Origin of the sequence: Marinobacter sp. EhC06 (genome assembly GCF_001650915.1) — a bacterium.
In the GTDB taxonomy this organism is placed as follows: domain Bacteria; phylum Pseudomonadota; class Gammaproteobacteria; order Pseudomonadales; family Oleiphilaceae; genus Marinobacter.
Map to the genome: position 1 here is coordinate 1,153,468 of NZ_LXYO01000023.1, position 15,507 is coordinate 1,168,974.

12 protein-coding genes and 1 riboswitch are annotated in these 15,507 nt (G+C 60.4%); of the genes, 9 read left to right on the forward strand and 3 right to left on the reverse strand.

All coding sequences use genetic code 11. The features are described from left to right. Positions 1 to 35 precede the first annotated feature (35 nt). The 3 genes from uca to A8B84_RS15130 are packed head-to-tail and all read right to left on the reverse strand — an operon-like array spanning position 36 to position 5,030. The gene (gene uca / locus A8B84_RS15120) at positions 36 to 3,662 is read right to left on the reverse strand and encodes an urea carboxylase (RefSeq protein WP_064229938.1); all 3,627 of its coding nucleotides are present in this window, start codon (positions 3,660 to 3,662) and stop codon (positions 36 to 38) included. Beyond that, a complete protein-coding gene (locus A8B84_RS15125; protein ID WP_064229939.1) occupies positions 3,653 to 4,291 on the reverse strand; it encodes an urea amidolyase associated protein UAAP2 in 639 nt (212 codons plus the stop codon). The genes uca and A8B84_RS15125 overlap by 10 nt, the downstream gene beginning before the upstream one ends. Before the next feature lie 13 nt (positions 4,292 to 4,304). Then, entirely contained in the window at positions 4,305 to 5,030 is a 726-nt protein-coding gene (locus tag A8B84_RS15130; protein ID WP_064229940.1) for an urea amidolyase associated protein UAAP1, read from the reverse strand. Positions 5,031 to 5,086: 56 nt separating this feature from the next. Continuing rightward, a riboswitch (guanidine-I (ykkC/yxkD leader) is annotated at positions 5,087 to 5,190 on the reverse strand. A gap of 375 nt (positions 5,191 to 5,565) precedes the next feature. Between A8B84_RS15130 and A8B84_RS15140 the strand changes: the two genes are divergently transcribed. The 9 genes from A8B84_RS15140 to A8B84_RS15175 all read left to right on the forward strand — a co-directional run bounded on the left by A8B84_RS15140 (position 5,566) and on the right by A8B84_RS15175 (position 15,481). Then, positions 5,566 to 7,086 carry an aldehyde dehydrogenase family protein gene (locus A8B84_RS15140; protein WP_064229942.1) on the forward strand — a complete coding sequence of 507 codons (1,521 nt, stop codon included), beginning with the start codon at positions 5,566 to 5,568 and terminating at the stop codon, positions 7,084 to 7,086. A gap of 334 nt (positions 7,087 to 7,420) precedes the next feature. Next, positions 7,421 to 7,492, forward strand: a complete 72-nt coding sequence (gene pqqA / locus A8B84_RS21340; RefSeq protein WP_007153157.1) for a pyrroloquinoline quinone precursor peptide PqqA — start codon at positions 7,421 to 7,423, stop codon at positions 7,490 to 7,492. Between the two features lie 53 nt (positions 7,493 to 7,545). After that, positions 7,546 to 8,475, forward strand: coding sequence for a pyrroloquinoline quinone biosynthesis protein PqqB (gene pqqB / locus A8B84_RS15145; protein ID WP_064229943.1), 930 nt, complete (start codon positions 7,546 to 7,548; stop codon positions 8,473 to 8,475). After that, positions 8,472 to 9,227 (forward strand): pyrroloquinoline-quinone synthase PqqC, encoded by a 756-nt coding sequence (gene pqqC / locus A8B84_RS15150; protein WP_008171038.1) that lies wholly within the window; start codon positions 8,472 to 8,474, stop codon positions 9,225 to 9,227. Before pqqB ends, pqqC begins: the two co-directional genes overlap by 4 nt. Continuing rightward, positions 9,227 to 9,502, forward strand: coding sequence for a pyrroloquinoline quinone biosynthesis peptide chaperone PqqD (gene pqqD, locus A8B84_RS15155; protein ID WP_064229944.1), 276 nt, complete (start codon positions 9,227 to 9,229; stop codon positions 9,500 to 9,502). Before pqqC ends, pqqD begins: the two co-directional genes overlap by 1 nt. After that, positions 9,499 to 10,635 carry a pyrroloquinoline quinone biosynthesis protein PqqE gene (pqqE, locus tag A8B84_RS15160; RefSeq protein ID WP_064229945.1) on the forward strand — a complete coding sequence of 379 codons (1,137 nt, stop codon included), beginning with the start codon at positions 9,499 to 9,501 and terminating at the stop codon, positions 10,633 to 10,635. The genes pqqD and pqqE overlap by 4 nt, the downstream gene beginning before the upstream one ends. Then, the gene (locus A8B84_RS15165) at positions 10,601 to 12,523 is read left to right on the forward strand and encodes a prolyl oligopeptidase family serine peptidase (RefSeq protein WP_227512851.1); all 1,923 of its coding nucleotides are present in this window, start codon (positions 10,601 to 10,603) and stop codon (positions 12,521 to 12,523) included. The genes pqqE and A8B84_RS15165 overlap by 35 nt, the downstream gene beginning before the upstream one ends. Positions 12,524 to 12,567: 44 nt before the next feature. Further along, positions 12,568 to 13,731 (forward strand): alcohol dehydrogenase-like regulatory protein ErcA, encoded by a 1,164-nt coding sequence (gene ercA / locus A8B84_RS15170; protein ID WP_064229946.1) that lies wholly within the window; start codon positions 12,568 to 12,570, stop codon positions 13,729 to 13,731. Further along, positions 13,715 to 15,481 (forward strand): NahK/ErcS family hybrid sensor histidine kinase/response regulator, encoded by a 1,767-nt coding sequence (locus A8B84_RS15175; protein ID WP_064229947.1) that lies wholly within the window; start codon positions 13,715 to 13,717, stop codon positions 15,479 to 15,481. The genes ercA and A8B84_RS15175 overlap by 17 nt, the downstream gene beginning before the upstream one ends. Positions 15,482 to 15,507: the final 26 nt, after the last annotated feature.

The following is a 15,507-nucleotide window of genomic DNA, read 5'->3' on the forward strand; positions in this document are numbered from 1 at the left end:
GTTTGGTCTTTTTCAGGTTTTTTTGGTTGCTGGCATTACTCGGTAATCTCTTCAACGATCACGACCGGCGTTCCGGGCGAGACCGCCTGTCCCGCTTCCCGACGCACGTCCACCACGCGTCCGGTTACGGGGCTCAGTAATTCGATTTCCATCTTCATGGATTCAATAACCGCCACCGGCCGCTGGGCATCGATGGTGTCGCCGGGCTTGACCAGACATTCCCAGAGGTTGCCGGCTACATGGCTTTCCACCGCGTGCTGGCCAGCGGGCAGGTTGGCAATGTCGTCTTCGCCGGTGTCCTCCATCGGTGCTTCGGAACTGAAGTTGATCTGGCCAGACTCTATCCAGCGCTGCAGTTCCTCGTCGAAGGCCTGTTTGCGCTTGGCTGTGAAGGTCTGGATTTCGTCGTCGTTGTTTGCCAGAAACTGCTCGTAGTCCTTCAGGTTGAAGCGGGTTTCCTCCACTTTTATCGGGTAGTCGCCGTTGGGAAAGTCCCGCCGGATTTGCTGCAGTTCTTCAGCACTGACTTCATAGAAGCGCACCTGGTCAAAGAACCGGAGCAGCCAGGGCTTGCCGGGCTCGAACAGGTCGGTCGTGCGGTAGCGGTTCCACATCTGCAGGGTGCGACCAACAAACTGGTAGCCGCCGGGGCCTTCCATGCCGTAGATGCACAGGTAGGCGCCGCCGATGCCTACGGAATTTTCCGCGGTCCAGGTGCGGGCCGGGTTGTATTTGGTGGTCACCAGCCGATGCCGGGGATCCAGCGGAGTAGCGACCGGCGCGCCCAGATAGACGTCGCCCAGGCCCATGACCAGATAGCTCGCCTCGAAAAGCGTCTTCTTCACCTCATCGATGCTGTCCAGCCCGTTAATACGGCGGATGAATTCCAGGTTGCTCGGGCACCAGGGGGCGTCCTTGCGCACCGACTGCATGTATTTGGCGATGGCGGTCTGGCAGGCCTCGTCATCCCAGGACAGGGGCAGGTGTACGATGCGTGCGGGCACATCCCACTCGGGCTGCTTTTCCAGTTCCTTTTCAGCGCTGATCAGCAGATCCAGCAGCGTGCGTTGGCTCAGTTTCTGGCTGTCGTAATGCACCTGCAGGGAACGGATGCCGGGGGTCAGCTCCAGAATGGCGTCGTGATCCTGATCGCGCAGCCACAGCATCAGCGCGTGGGCACGGAAGCGCAGACGGATATCCAGTTCCATCGGGCCGTATTCCACCAGCACGTAATTGTCGCCGGCAGCCCGGTAGACCACGCCGGTTTCATGTTCGTTGGTGCTCAGCGAGTCCAGAATCGGGGTGGTCGGCTTGATGGGTTTGATGTGGGCCGTAGCGGCGGTCAGTGTTGCCACGGACTCGTCCAGCGCTTCCCTCAGGGCCACAGCCTGGTCCTGGCTTACCGGTACAAACTTCACCTTGTCACCGGCTTTCAGCTGGCCCAGTTTCCAGAGGTCAGCGCTGATGACGGTCACCGGGCAGACAAAGCCGCCCAGGCTGGGGCCATCGGGACCGAGAATGACCGGCATATCGCCCGTGAAATCCACGGTGCCAACTGCGTAGGCGTTGTCGTGGATATTGGACGGATGCATACCGGCCTCGCCGCCATCACTGCGCGCCCATTCCGGTTTCGGGCCAATCAGGCGAACGCCGGTGCGGCTGGAGTTGTAGTGGATCTCCCAGTCGCTGGCGAAGAAGGTGTCTATGTCTTCTCCAGTGAAGTAATCCGGCGCGCCATGGGGGCCATAGGTGACGTGCAGCTTCCAGGTCTTGCCGATGGTCGGTTTCAGTTCGGCAGGAAGGGCTGTCAGACTGGTTGGCTCCGAATCCGCCAGGGCCAGCACATCGCCGGCCCGCAAGGCGCGACCACAATGGCCGCCGAACTGGCCCAGGGTAAAGGTGCTGCAGGAGGTCAGGTATTCCGGGCAGTCCACCCCACCGCTGAATAGAACATAGGCCCGTGCTCCGTCCGCCGTGGTGGCGCCCAGCTTCAGGGTGGCGCCGGCGGGTACGTCTATCACCTGCCAGAAGGCGACCGGCTCATCGTCCAGCGTGGCGTCCAGTTGGGCGCCAGTCAGCGCAATCTGTGTGGCGCGGTTGAAGGTGAGCACTGGCCCCTTCAGGGTGATTTCCAGGCCAGGAGCCCCTTCGGGATTGCCCAGCAGTCGATTGCCAAGCCGGAACGAATAGCTGTCGAAAGGACCCGAGGGCGGGACGCCGATCTCCCAGTAGCCGATGCGACCGGGGTAGTCCTGAATAGTGGTCAGGGTGCCGCCACTGAGCACATCCACCGTCGCCGGCTGGTAATCGAATTCGTTCAGAGTACGGGTGAACAGGCGACCCTCGGCAAAGCGTGGGTCTTCCAGCACCTGGCGCACATACTTGAGATTGGTTTCGATGCCATAGAGCTGGCTGTTATCCAGGGCCTGCATCAGCCGCTCGCGGGCCGATTCGCGATCGGCCTCATGCACGATCACCTTGGCGAGCATGGGGTCATAGAGCGGCGACACCTCGGTGCCCGGTTGGATCCAGGTATCGATTCGCAGGCCATCCTGTTCGGGCCAGGCCACGTTGGTGAGTAGGCCGGCCCCGGGTTGGAAATCCTTATTCGGATCTTCCGCATAGATCCGGGCCTGGATGGCATGGCCGGACGGGACAAGGTTGCTGCCCAGTTCTGACAGGTCGGGCAGGGTGCCGGCGCCCAGTTCTACCATCCAGCGCACCAGGTCCACACCAAATACCTGTTCGGTCACACCGTGTTCCACCTGTAAGCGGGTATTCACTTCCAGGAAGTAGAACTCGGTGGTGTCTGGGTCATAGATAAACTCAACGGTGCCGGCACTGCGGTAGCTGATACTTTCGCCCAGCTGGCGCGCGGTGGCGTGCATGCGTGTGCGGACGTCCTCGGTGAGCCCGGGAGCCGGTGCTTCTTCAATCACTTTCTGGTTCCGGCGTTGGGCGGAACAGTCTCGCTCGCCAAGGGCCAGAACCTGGCCTTTGCCATTGCCAAATAGCTGCACTTCCACATGGCGGGCATGTTCCACGAATTTTTCCAGGAACACGCCGTTGTTGCTGAAGTTGTTCTGGCTCAGGCGCTGGACCGACTCAAAGCTCTTGCTCAGATCGTCCGGGCCGTAGCAGCGGGACATGCCGATACCGCCACCGCCGGCAGTGCTTTTCAGCATCACCGGGTAGCCGATGGTGTCGGCGGCTTTTAGCCCCTCCTCCAGATTGGTCAGCAAGCCGGTGCCTGGTAGCAGTGGTACGCCGGCGCTTTCAGCCAGTGACCGTGCCGTATGCTTCAGACCGAATTGCTCCATCTGCTCGGGCGTCGGGCCCAGGAAGACCACGCCTTCGGCTTCACTGCGTCGGGCAAAATCGGCGTTTTCGCTCAGGAAGCCGTAGCCGGGGTGGATGGCACCGGCACCGCTCTTACGGATCACTTCAAACAGTTTGTCCTGGTCCAGATAGGTGGCTGCCGCCGGGCCTTCGCCGAGGGAATACGCCTCGTCCGCCTGACGCACATGCAGCGAATCGGAATCCGCTTCGGCGTAGACGGCAACCGAGGTCAGACCCATGTCCCGCAGGGTGCGAATGACCCGGCAGGCGATAGCGCCGCGGTTGGCGATCAGGACCTTTGAGAATCTGCCGCTCAGCTCCATACCAGCACCTCAATCGGTGTCGGGTTCCAGCCGTTGCAGGGATTGTTGAGCTGCGGGCAGTTGGAGATCATCACCAGAATGTCCATCTTCGCTTCCAGCTCTACGTATTTGCCGGCATCGGAAATCCCGTCCGCGAAGGTGAGTCCGCCGTCGGCCGTGACCGGGACATTCATGAAGAAGTTGATGTTGTGGGTGATGTCCCGCTTGCTCATGCCGAGATCTTCGTGCTCGGTCACCGCCACCAGCCAGCTGTCGCGGCAGGCGTGCATGCACTTTTTCTCAAGGGCGTAACGGGTGGTGTTGCTCTCGGCCGCGCAGGCGCCGCCCAGGGTGTCGTGCCGGCCGCAGGTATCGGCGGTGATTTCCAGCATCACGTTGTTTTCAGAGGACATCAGTTTCGAGCCGGCCGTCAGATAGACGTTGCCCTGCTCACGGATGGTGTCCACGGCGCTGTAGCGCTCGGTCGGATTGTGGGCGTTGTAGAACAGGGTGTCCGCAGCCTGGTTGCCTTCCAGATCCAGGATCCGGACGGTCTGGCCGGCTTTCACCACTTTCAGGAAATACTCGCCAGCCGGCACGGTTTCGCGGAAGGCGGCATTTTCGGGCTTCAATGTGCTTTGCTTGATCATCTCCGGCCTCCCATTACTGCATCAGGTGATAAAGAGCGTTGTTGGCAAATGCCCGTGTCGCCTCGGGCGACGAGGTCTTGCACGGATCGGCATCGGTCACCGGGGCCGCCTTGAACAACTGGTACCGCAGCGGATGGCTGGGATACTCGCTGGCCGGATTCATCGGATGCGGGCAGGTGTGCAGCACCACGATGGTGTCCATCTCGAAACGCAGGTCCACCGTGGCGCCGGCGTGGGAGTGACCCTCTGCGAAGGTCATGGTGCCGTCGTCGTCAGTCTTTACCTTGCTGAACCAGTTCAGGTTGGCGGTCAGGTCTTTCTTGCCGAGGCCGTATTTGGCCAGCTCGTTCAGGAAACTGTTGAACCCGTTTCGGTGGTAGTTGTTATGGGCTTCCTGATAGGTCTTTTTGCCCCAGCGCTTTTCCACCAAGTCGGCATTGCAGGTGCCGGCGACGGTGTCGTGCCAGCCCAGGTCATCGCGGATGATGGAGGCAAATACCCGGCCCATGTCCGAGAGCAGCACGTGGCCTTTGGTGAGCAGGAAGGTGTGCTGGTTTTTCAGGGTGTCCGGCATGTTGTACCGCTCGAGCGGGTTCTCGGGGTTGTACATCAACATGCCGACATTGGCCCCGCCGGTTTCATCAATCAGGCGCAGAACGTGGCCGCGGCGCATGATAAAGGACCAGTGGGATCCGCCGGGAATCAGATCGTCGTAGAGGGGGGCTGCGGTTTGCAACATGGCCTTTTCCTCCTGGTTAGGCAATTAAAAAGCGAGAGGCGTCAGTAACTGAGCGATCCTCCCGGGCTTTTGTCCCGCCGTGTAACCTTGGAAAAGGTCGTCAACTCTCGGACCAGGCGTCTGCCTTCGTAGGCAGACCGGAACCCTAGTTGACCATTGGTCAGATTGTGGCGCTTTGATTGTGGTTTCAGTAACCAACGTCTCGCTGCGTAGTGGATACTCTGCAGAGTCCATGCCAATCGCCAACTTACTGATTTTATTGTGGTAGAAATTCAGGGGTGGGGCAGGGGTGCTTCTTGGCTGGGCGAGCGCACTGTTTTTGTGCATCTAACAGTGCCTTTCTTGTGCATTTATTTTCGGAGAGTGATTTCGGAGCCGCGCCAATGGTGGCATGGCCTTCGAGCCATCTACTACCAAGGGAGGAGTTTTTCGCCTCCATCGCATCATTCAATGATTCGAAATTGAGGTCTACATTGAATGGGTAAACGCGAAAGGCCGCGTTGCCCTGCGACAAACACAACAAGAGGTCGAGATCATGATCTACGCACAACCAGGAAAGGATGGCTCCGTCGTTTCTTTCAAATCCCGTTACGAGAACTACATCGGTGGCGAGTGGGTTGCCCCGGTAAAAGGCCAGTATTTCGAGAACATCACACCGGTGACTGGCAATGTGATCTGCGAAATTCCGCGCTCCAGTGCCGAAGATATTGACCTGGCCCTGGACGCAGCACATAAGGCGGCACCTGCGTGGGGCAGGACCTCACCCACCGAGCGTTCCAACATCCTGCTGAAAATTGCGGATCGTATCGAGGCCAACCTCGAGAAGCTCGCAGTCGCTGAAACCTGGGACAACGGCAAGGCCGTGCGCGAAACCCTGAACGCCGACATTCCCCTCGCGGCTGATCACTTCCGCTACTTCGCGGGTTGTCTTCGTGCCCAGGAAGGCCACATGGGCGAGATCGACCACAACACCGTGGCGTACCATTTCCACGAGCCGCTGGGCGTGGTTGGTCAGATCATTCCGTGGAACTTCCCGATTCTGATGGCGGCCTGGAAACTGGGCCCCTGTCTGGCCGCCGGTAACTGCACAGTGTTGAAGCCTGCGGAGCAGACCCCTGCCAGCATTCTGGTACTGATGGAAATCATTGGCGACCTGTTGCCGCCGGGCGTACTGAACATCGTGAACGGGTACGGCATTGAGGCTGGTCAGGCCCTGGCCACCAGCAAGCGCATCGCCAAGATTGCTTTCACCGGCTCCACCCCGGTTGGCTCCCACATCCTCAAGTGCGCGGCTGAGAACATCATCCCTTCGACGGTTGAGCTGGGCGGCAAATCCCCGAACATCTACTTCTCCGACGTGATGAAAGCCGAGCCGGAATTCATCGACAAGTGCGTGGAAGGTCTCGTGCTGGCGTTCTTCAACCAGGGCGAAGTCTGCACCTGTCCTTCACGGGCACTGGTTCAGGAAGACATGTTCGAAGAGTTCATGCAGAAGGTGGTTGAGCGGACCAAGTCGATCAAGCGCGGCAACCCGCTGGACACCGACGTTCAGGTCGGCGCCCAGGCGTCCAAGGAACAGTTCGACAAGATCATGTCCTACCTGGCCATTGGTAAGGAAGAAGGCGCTGTGGTGCTGACTGGCGGCGACCGCGAGCATCTGGATGAAGAGTTCAACAATGGCTTCTACATCCAGCCCACCCTGTTCAAGGGCGACAACAAGATGCGCGTGTTCCAGGAGGAAATCTTCGGACCGGTTGTGGGTGTTACCACCTTCAAGACCGAGGAAGAAGCCCTGGCCATTGCCAACGACACCGAGTTTGGTCTGGGTGCCGGTGTATGGACCCGCGACACCAATCTCGCCTACCGGATGGGCCGCAACATCCAGGCTGGTCGGGTGTGGATGAACTGCTACCACGCTTACCCGGCTCATGCTGCCTTCGGTGGTTACAAGAAGTCTGGCGTCGGCCGTGAAACCCACAAGATGGCGCTCGAGCACTATCAGCAGACCAAGTGCATGCTGACCAGCTACGACACCAACCCGCTGGGTTTCTTCTGAATCTGTGAGCGGTAAGCGGGCCTCCCACACGGGCCCGCTTGTGAGTCAGCACATTGGATGTGCACCTTCATCCCCCGGTGTCTGGCCGGGGCGACTCTCTGATGAGAGTTCGGGTTTTTCTGTCACTCTCTTTGGCCCTTCCCAGGGCCTTTTTTCGTTTCAGACCAGGGCACCAGTCTGCTGCTGGTTTTTTGCGACCTAGGGAGGCACCAAAACAGTTCCAAAGTACCATATTGGCCCCTTGCCCCGGCCGATAGGATGGGAACTGGGTTATCGGCAATGTCGTTGATTCACCCGCAATGCGCTAACAATCATGACAATAGAGGTGAGCATTATGTGGACCAAACCAGCCTACGAAGATCTCCGCATCGGTTTCGAAGTCACCATGTACTTCGCCAACCGCTGAGTGCTGAAGCGGCCAGCCACGGGCTGGCCGTTTTGCTTGTGGAGTGACCCACCATGTTGATTCACGTTCTGGGCTCCGCTGCAGGCGGCGGCTTTCCCCAGTGGAACTGTAACTGCGCCAACTGCGACGGCTTCCGTAAGGGCACCCTGAACGCCCGGGCCCGCACCCAGTCTTCCATTGCCATCAGTGAAGACGGCGAGCACTGGATTCTGTTCAACGCCTCCCCCGACATTCGTGCCCAGCTGGCTTCTTTCGAAGCGATGCAGCCGGCCCGGGCTCTGCGTGATACCGGTATTGACGCCATCGTGCTGATGGATAGCCAGGTGGACCACACCACCGGTTTATTGTCCCTGCGCGAGGGGCTGCCGATGGACGTCTGGTGTACCGAACAGGTGCATGAAGACCTCAGAGGTGGTTTTCCGCTGTTCACCATGCTCAAGCACTGGAACGGTGGCCTGAACTGGCAGCGCATCGAGGCGTCGGAGCAGACGCCTTTTACCATTCCCTGCGCGCCATCCATCGAGCTGACCGCCATTCCGCTGCTGAGTAACGCACCCCCATATTCACCGCGCCGGGACAACCCGCACCCGGGCGATAACATTGGCCTGTTCCTGAAGGATACGCGCACCGGCCAAAAAGTGCTGTATGCGCCGGGCCTGGGTGCGCCGGATCAGCGTATCCTCGACTGGATGAAAAAAGCGGATGTCCTGTTGGTGGACGGTACCGTCTGGCACGACGACGAAATGATCCGCCAGGAAGTGGGCACCAAGACCGGCCAGGCCATGGGGCATCTGGCCCAGAGCGGCCCGGGTGGCATGATCGAGGTACTCGACGCCATGCCGGCCCAGCGCAAGATCCTGATACACATCAACAACACCAACCCGATCCTGAACGAGGACTCGCCGGAGCGGGCGGAACTGGTCCGCCACGGCATCGAGGTGTCCTGGGACGGAATGCACATCGACCTGTCGGGGCAGCCATGAACGCCAAAGCCAACACCGCTATGAACCGGACGGATTTCGAGCAGGCCCTGCGGGCCAAAGGCCAGTACTACCACATCCACCACCCGTACCATAAAGCCATGTACGGCGGGCAGTGCACGCCCGAACAGATCCGCGGCTGGGTGGCCAACCGGTACTACTACCAGATCAAGATTCCCCAGAAAGACTCCGCCATCATGGCCAACTGCCCGGACGCCGGTGTCCGCCGGCTCTGGCTGCAGCGGATTCTGGATCACGATGGCCACGACGGTGACGTTGGCGGCATCGAAGCCTGGCTGTCTCTGGCCGAGGCGGTGGGCCTTAGCCGGGAAGAGGTGATTGACCAGCGCCACGTGCTGCCGGGTGTCCGTTTTGCGGTGGATGCCTACCTGAACTTTGCCCGCCGGGCGACCTGGCAGGAAGCGGCCTGTTCGTCCCTGACCGAGCTGTTCGCCCCGGAGATCCACCAGTCCCGCCTGGACAGCTGGCCCGCCCACTATCCCTGGATTGAGGAGAGCGGCTACAGCTACTTCCGCAAGCGCCTGTCGGAAGCCCGCCGGGACGTGGAACACGGTCTGACCATTACCCTGGACCACTTTACCACCGAGGCCCAGCAGGCCAGGGCCCTGGAGATCCTGCAGTTCAAGCTGGATATCCTCTGGACCATGTTGGATGCCATGACCATGGCCTACGGTCACCGCACCCCGCCGTACCATACCGTGACCGACGAACAGGTCTGGCACCGGGGGCTGTAATGGAGGTGGGTATGCATGAGGTGCCGCGTTTTCGTCGAGGGTTCCGGTTCCAGTGGGAGCCGGCCCAGGAGAGTTATGTGCTGCTTTATCCGGAAGGAATGGTGAAGCTCAATGGCAGTGCCGGTGCCATTCTCAATCAAGTGGACGGCCAGCGTACCGTGGCCGACATCGTCGCCAGCCTGGAACAGCAGTTCCCGGACGCCGGCCCGCTTGGCAAGGACGTAAGCGATTTCCTGCAGGACGCCCGGCAACAACACTGGATTGAACTGTCATGAGCACGACTAACCCCCACAACGCCGGGCCACCCCTGTGGCTGCTGGCGGAACTCACGTATCGCTGCCCGCTGCAGTGCCCCTATTGCTCCAACCCGCTGGACTTTGCCCAGACTCAAAGAGAGCTGACGACCGAGGAGTGGGTAAGCGTGCTCCGTCAGGGCCGGAAAATGGGCGCGGCCCAACTGGGCTTCTCCGGGGGCGAACCCCTGGTGCGCCAGGACCTGGCGGAGCTGATTGCGGAAGCCCGGCACCTGGGTTACTACACCAATCTTATAACCTCAGGCCTGGGGCTGACGGAAGCCAAAGTGGACGCCTTTGCCGAGGCCGGGCTGGACCACATCCAGGTCAGCTTCCAGGCCTCAGACCCGGAGCTGAACAACGCCGTGGCCGGCTCCCGCAAGGCCTTTGACCAGAAGCTGGCCATGGCCCGGGCGGTGAAAGAAGCCGGCTACCCGATGGTGCTCAACTTCGTGATCCACCGTCACAACATCCACCAGATGAACGACATCATGTCCCTGTGTGAGCGCCTGGGCGCGGACTATGTCGAGCTGGCCACCTGCCAGTACTACGGTTGGGCCTTCGAAAACCGGGAAGGGCTGATGCCGTCCAAAGCCCAGCTGGTGCAGGCGGAACAGGAAGTGAACCAGTACCGGGAACGGCTGCAGCAATCCGGCTCGGCCATGAAGCTGATCTTTGTCACGCCGGACTACTATGAAGAGCGCCCGAAAGCCTGTATGAACGGCTGGGGCAATCTGTTCCTGACGGTCGCGCCGGACGGCACCGCATTACCCTGCCACAGCGCCCGTTTGCTACCCATCGACTTCCCCAATGTCCGAGACATGGATCTTCAAAGCATCTGGTACGACAGCCCGGGGTTCAACCATTACCGGGGGGATAGCTGGATGCCGGAGCCCTGCCGCTCCTGCGATGAGAAGGAAAAAGACTTTGGTGGCTGTCGCTGCCAGGCCTATCTTTTGACCGGTAATGCCGATAACGCAGATCCAGTATGCAGCAAATCGTCGTATCATGATCGAATCTTGGCAGCGAGGAGAGCTGCCGATCATGCCACGGCCGGCCTGACTGAACTGGTTTATCGAAATGCGGACAATTCACGGCTTTTCTTCCGGGGCTAACAACTCCGTCATTGATTCGGCACCGGGCGGCCATCAACACGACAAAACGGTGCTGAGTGCCTATGAAGCCTGCTCGGCCCATATCCAGCGCGGGGAGCTTACGGTGTCTCCGGCGGGAGTGTTCTGGCTGGAGTCGGATCCGGCGCGTGGCTTCAACACCCTCTGGCACCTTACTGATCAGGGACCGGTTCATCTTGGTCCTGATGATCTTGGCATCTGCAGCCGGGTCAACGGCTACGGTGGTGGCGCCCTGGCGGCTGCCGACAACGGCGTGTTCGTGGTTGGCGAGGATCAACAGATACGGTTTGTCAGTCTGGCCGGCGGCGAGTGCGTTCGCCTGACCGATGATCCGGAGGCGGCCTACGGTGGGTTGGTCGCTGACCAGTCCCGTAATCGAGTGCTCGCGGTGCGGGAAGCGGAAGGTCAACAGCAGCTGGTTGCCGTCTCCATGCAGGGCGAACGCTCGGTCCTTCATGCCGGACTGGATTTTTACAGCGCGCCCGCGGTCTCGGCCGACGGAAACCAGGTTGCCTGGACCAGCTGGCAGCTGCCGGATATGCCGTGGCTGCGTACCCGCCTGTGGACCGCAAATCTTTCTGCAGATGGGCTGCTGGAGCAATGCCGGGAATGGCCCACACTTTCTGAGGCTTCGGTACAGCAGCCGGTGTTCGATGGCAACCAACTCTGGGTTTTGTCAGACCAGGAGGGTTGGTGGCAACCCTGGCATATCGATACTTCGGGCGAGGGAGGATGGCACGCCAGCGATTCGCCAGCCCGGGATCATGCCAATGCCCCCTGGCAGTTGGGCGAATCCCACCACTGCCCAACCGGCAGGGGCGGTTGGGCCAGGGTTCGTTATTGTAATGGCACGGGTGAGCTCTGGCTAAGCTCCGGCCAAACCGGTGAAGAAATCCGGGTTGCCCGGGACTTTGGCGACTTCCGTTGTCTGCAGTCGGCTGGCGAGCATCTCTACTGCATCGGACGCGCCGCCACCCGCCTGGACGCCGTCCTCCAGATTGATCTCGAGACCGGCCAGGCCCTCAACATTGCCGGGGGCGAAGAGGCCATGCCAGAGGCGCGGGCGGCACTGCCACTGGATATCGAGATTCCGGCTCTGAACCCGAGTGAAGCTTCTATCCACGGATTTTTCTACACTCCGAAGCTGGCCACGCCAGACGTCCCTCCACTGATTCTGATTGCCCACGGAGGACCCACGTCGGCGGCCTACCCGGTGTTCAATCCCCAGGTTCAGTACTGGTGTCAGCGGGGCTTTGCCGTCGCCGAAATCAACTATCGAGGCAGCACCGGCTTTGGTCGTGAGTTCCGCCTGGCCCTGGAAGGTCGGTGGGGTGAAGTGGATGTCGCGGATATGGAACGGGCGGCAGACCACCTTGCCTCCTTCGGTCTGGCTGATGGGAGACGGGTGTTTATCCAGGGTCGCAGCTCCGGGGGTTACACGGCCCTGATGGCGATGATCCGGAGCAGGCGTTTCACCGCTGGCGCGAGCATGTTCGGCGTAACGGATCCGATGCGTTTACGGGCTATGACCCATCGGTTTGAATCCGGTTATCTGGATTGGCTGCTGGGCTCGCCAGAAAAATACCCGGAGCGGTGGCAGGAGAGAACGCCGCTGTTTCACGCCGAACGCATTACCGCGCCAATGATCTTTTTCCAGGGCGGACAGGACCGGGTTGTGGTGCCTGAGCAGACCCGGGCAATGACCGAGGCCATGAAAGCCGCGGGCAGGGCGCCGGAGCTGCACTGGTTTGAAGACGAGGGGCATGGTTTCCGGCGACAGGCCAATCAGGCCGGCATGCTCGAATGGATGTTCAGCTTCTACCGAAAGCATAGCCAAAAGGCCAATGATCAGGCGGAGAACTTGAGTTAAACTCTCGGCTATTCCTATAACAACAAACGGTCGAGTGCAGTCTGATGAGTCACGATATCACTTCCTTGCGCAAGTTTGTGTCACCGGAAATTGTGTTTGGCGCCGGTTCACGTAAGTCCGTGGCCAACTTCGCCAGTAATTTCGGTGCCCGGCATGTCTTTCTGGTGTCCGATCCGGGTGTGGCTGCCGCCGGTTGGGTCGATGAGATCGTGACGCTGCTGACCGATGCAGGTATCCGCTCCACCGTTTATAGCGGTGTTTCACCCAACCCCAAGGTGGACGAGGTGATGACCGGGGCCGAGTTCTACAAATCCAGTGAATGTGATGTCATTGTCGCCATCGGTGGCGGCAGCCCCATGGACTGCGCCAAAGGCATCGGTATCGTCGCCACTCATGGCCGCAGCATCCTGGAGTTCGAGGGCGTCGACACCATCACCAACCCGTCACCGCCCCTGATACTGATTCCGACCACGGCGGGCACCTCGGCGGATGTTTCCCAGTTCGCGATCATTTCCGACCCGAACCGCCGTTTCAAATTTTCGATCATCAGCAAGGCCGTTGTGCCAGATGTGTCCCTGATCGATCCGGAAGTTACCGAGACCATGGACGCCTACCTCACCGCCTGCACCGGCGTCGATGCCCTGGTGCACGCCATCGAGGCTTATGTGTCCACGGGCAGTGGCCCGCTGACGGACACCCATGCGCTTGAAGCGATCCGGCTGATCAACCGGAACCTGGAGCCGCTGGTGGACAACACCGCAGATCCCTATCTCCGGGAACAGATCATGCTGGCCTCCATGCAGGCAGGGCTGGCGTTCTCCAATGCCATTCTGGGTGCGGTGCATGCCATGTCCCACAGCCTGGGCGGGTTCCTGGATTTGCCCCATGGCCTCTGCAACGCCTTGCTGCTGGAACACGTAGTGGCTTACAACTTCCAGTCTGCCGAAGACCGTTTCCGCCGGGTCGCGGAGGCCATGGACATTGATACCCGTGGTATGGCCAAACCGGAAATCAAGAAGCGTCTGATGAACCGAATTGTGGCGCTCAAACGTCGGGTTGGACTTGAAGCACGGCTGGCCCAGCTGGGTGTTTCGGTATCCGACATACCGCACTTGTCCGGATTTGCCCTGCAGGACCCCTGCATTCTCACTAACCCCCGAAAGTCGTCGCTGCGGGATGTCCAGGTTGTCTATGAAGAAGCCCTCTGAACTCAAGGAAGGCGAACAGGACAGTAGCTACGGAATTGGCGATCTTCTCGGGCTGGGCAGCCAGTCCGTCCGCAAGAACTATTACCCCGCTCTGCAGGAGCGAATTGACGAGCTTGAGCAGGAACGCAACCGCTACAAGTGGCTGTTCGAGAACGCCCTGCACGGGATCTTCCAGGCCAACCTGCGGGGCGGTTTTCTGGCCTGCAATCCGGCCATGGCGAGGATCTGCGGTTACGACAGCCCCGAGGCGCTCACGGAAAAGGTCATCCGGCTCCGGGAACAGCTGTTCTGCAGTGCCAGCGAATTCGACGCCATACGCCAGGAACTGCTCAACGAAGGCAGCCTGAGCGCCCGGGAGACCCGTTTCCAGCGTGCCGATCGCACACCGGTCCACGTTGCTGTCACCCTGTTGCGACGTCCGGATCTTGGTCCGGAAGTGGTGGAGGCCTTCGTTGCGGACATCACCGAAAGGGTTCTCGCCAGGCAGAAGCTGGAGCAGCTGAACACCACTCTTGAGCGGCGCGTGGAAGAGCGAACCGAGGCGCTGCAGAATGCCAACGTGGGCCTGCGCTACCAGATCGAGGAGCGGGAGAAAGTCGAGCGTGAGCTGGTCATTGCCATGGAGGCTGCCAAAGAGGCCAATCGCAGCAAGGACAAGTACCTTGCTGCAGCCAGTCATGACCTGCTCCAGCCCCTGAACGCTGCCCGGCTGATGATCTCCGCGCTGCAGGACAGCACGCTTCCTGAACAGGAAACCCGCATGGTGCACCAGGTGCATCGGGCTCTGGAGGGCGCCGAGGACCTGCTGGCGGACCTGCTGGATATTTCCAAGCTTGATCAGCAGGCGATGAAGCCGGACCTGGTGTACACCGATGTGGCCGCCCTCGCCAGATCCCTCGGCGAGGAGTTCGAGGCCGTTGCCGCCAATTCGGGCCTGGGCTTCCGGGTCCGCACGATACCAGCGACGGTCCGGACAGATCAGCGCATGCTGACCCGTATCCTTCGCAATTTGCTCAGCAATGCCTTCCGCTACACTCGCAAAGGCGGCGTGGTGATGGCCCTGAGGTCTAGGGGGGACCGGCTGCGGATTGAAGTCTGGGACACCGGTGTTGGCATTGAGGAAGACAAGCTCCGGGACATCTTCACCGAGTTTCACCAGCTGTTGCCCCAGGGCACCGGCGGCCGGCAGGGCGTAGGCCTGGGGCTGGCCATCGTGGAACGTATGGTCCGGGTGCTGGGGTACGACATTGATGTGGCCTCAAGGCCTGGTCGTGGTTCCCGCTTCGTGCTGACCCTGCCGCTTGATCCAGCCCAGGCCAGACCGGATCTGCCCCGTGCGGATTCGCTCCAGAATTTCGCCGATGGTTTTGACGGTGTGCCGGTACTGGTGATCGACAACGAGCCGGCGGTGCTGGAAAGTATGCAGTTGCTGCTGGAGAGGTGGGGTTGTGAGGTGCTGACGGCTGCCAGCAAGACCGAAGCCGTAGAGGTTCTGGAGCAAACCGGCCAGATACCGGCCCTTATCCTTGCGGACTATCACCTGAACAACGAACGAACCGGCTACGATGCGGTGCACGGGGTTCGCCGCCACCTTGGCCGGGATATTCCTGCCGCCATCATTACCGCAGATCGCAGCGACGACACCCGCAAAATACTGCGCGCCCAGTACCTGCCGATCCTGAACAAGCCGGTGAAACCCAACCGACTCAGGGCCCTGATGACCAGTCTGCTTACCTCCGCGTCGTCCTGACGCTCCTTCTAAAGGATTCCAGCATT

What these genes read in the sequence shown, in the direction of transcription:
- uca (WP_064229938.1), bottom strand. Translation starts at nt 3,662, where the DNA reads ATGGAGCTGAGCGGCAGATTCTCAAAGGTCCTGATCGCCAACCGCGGC.
- A8B84_RS15130 (WP_064229940.1), bottom strand. Translation starts at nt 5,030, where the DNA reads ATGTTGCAAACCGCAGCCCCCCTCTACGACGATCTGATTCCCGGCGGA.
- A8B84_RS15125 (WP_064229939.1), bottom strand. Translation starts at nt 4,291, where the DNA reads ATGATCAAGCAAAGCACATTGAAGCCCGAAAATGCCGCCTTCCGCGAA.
- A8B84_RS15165 (WP_227512851.1), top strand. Translation starts at nt 10,601, where the DNA reads ATGCGGACAATTCACGGCTTTTCTTCCGGGGCTAACAACTCCGTCATT.
- pqqB (WP_064229943.1), top strand. Translation starts at nt 7,546, where the DNA reads ATGTTGATTCACGTTCTGGGCTCCGCTGCAGGCGGCGGCTTTCCCCAG.
- pqqE (WP_064229945.1), top strand. Translation starts at nt 9,499, where the DNA reads ATGAGCACGACTAACCCCCACAACGCCGGGCCACCCCTGTGGCTGCTG.
- A8B84_RS15140 (WP_064229942.1), top strand. Translation starts at nt 5,566, where the DNA reads ATGATCTACGCACAACCAGGAAAGGATGGCTCCGTCGTTTCTTTCAAA.
- pqqD (WP_064229944.1), top strand. Translation starts at nt 9,227, where the DNA reads ATGGAGGTGGGTATGCATGAGGTGCCGCGTTTTCGTCGAGGGTTCCGG.
- A8B84_RS15175 (WP_064229947.1), top strand. Translation starts at nt 13,715, where the DNA reads ATGAAGAAGCCCTCTGAACTCAAGGAAGGCGAACAGGACAGTAGCTAC.
- ercA (WP_064229946.1), top strand. Translation starts at nt 12,568, where the DNA reads ATGAGTCACGATATCACTTCCTTGCGCAAGTTTGTGTCACCGGAAATT.
- pqqC (WP_008171038.1), top strand. Translation starts at nt 8,472, where the DNA reads ATGAACGCCAAAGCCAACACCGCTATGAACCGGACGGATTTCGAGCAG.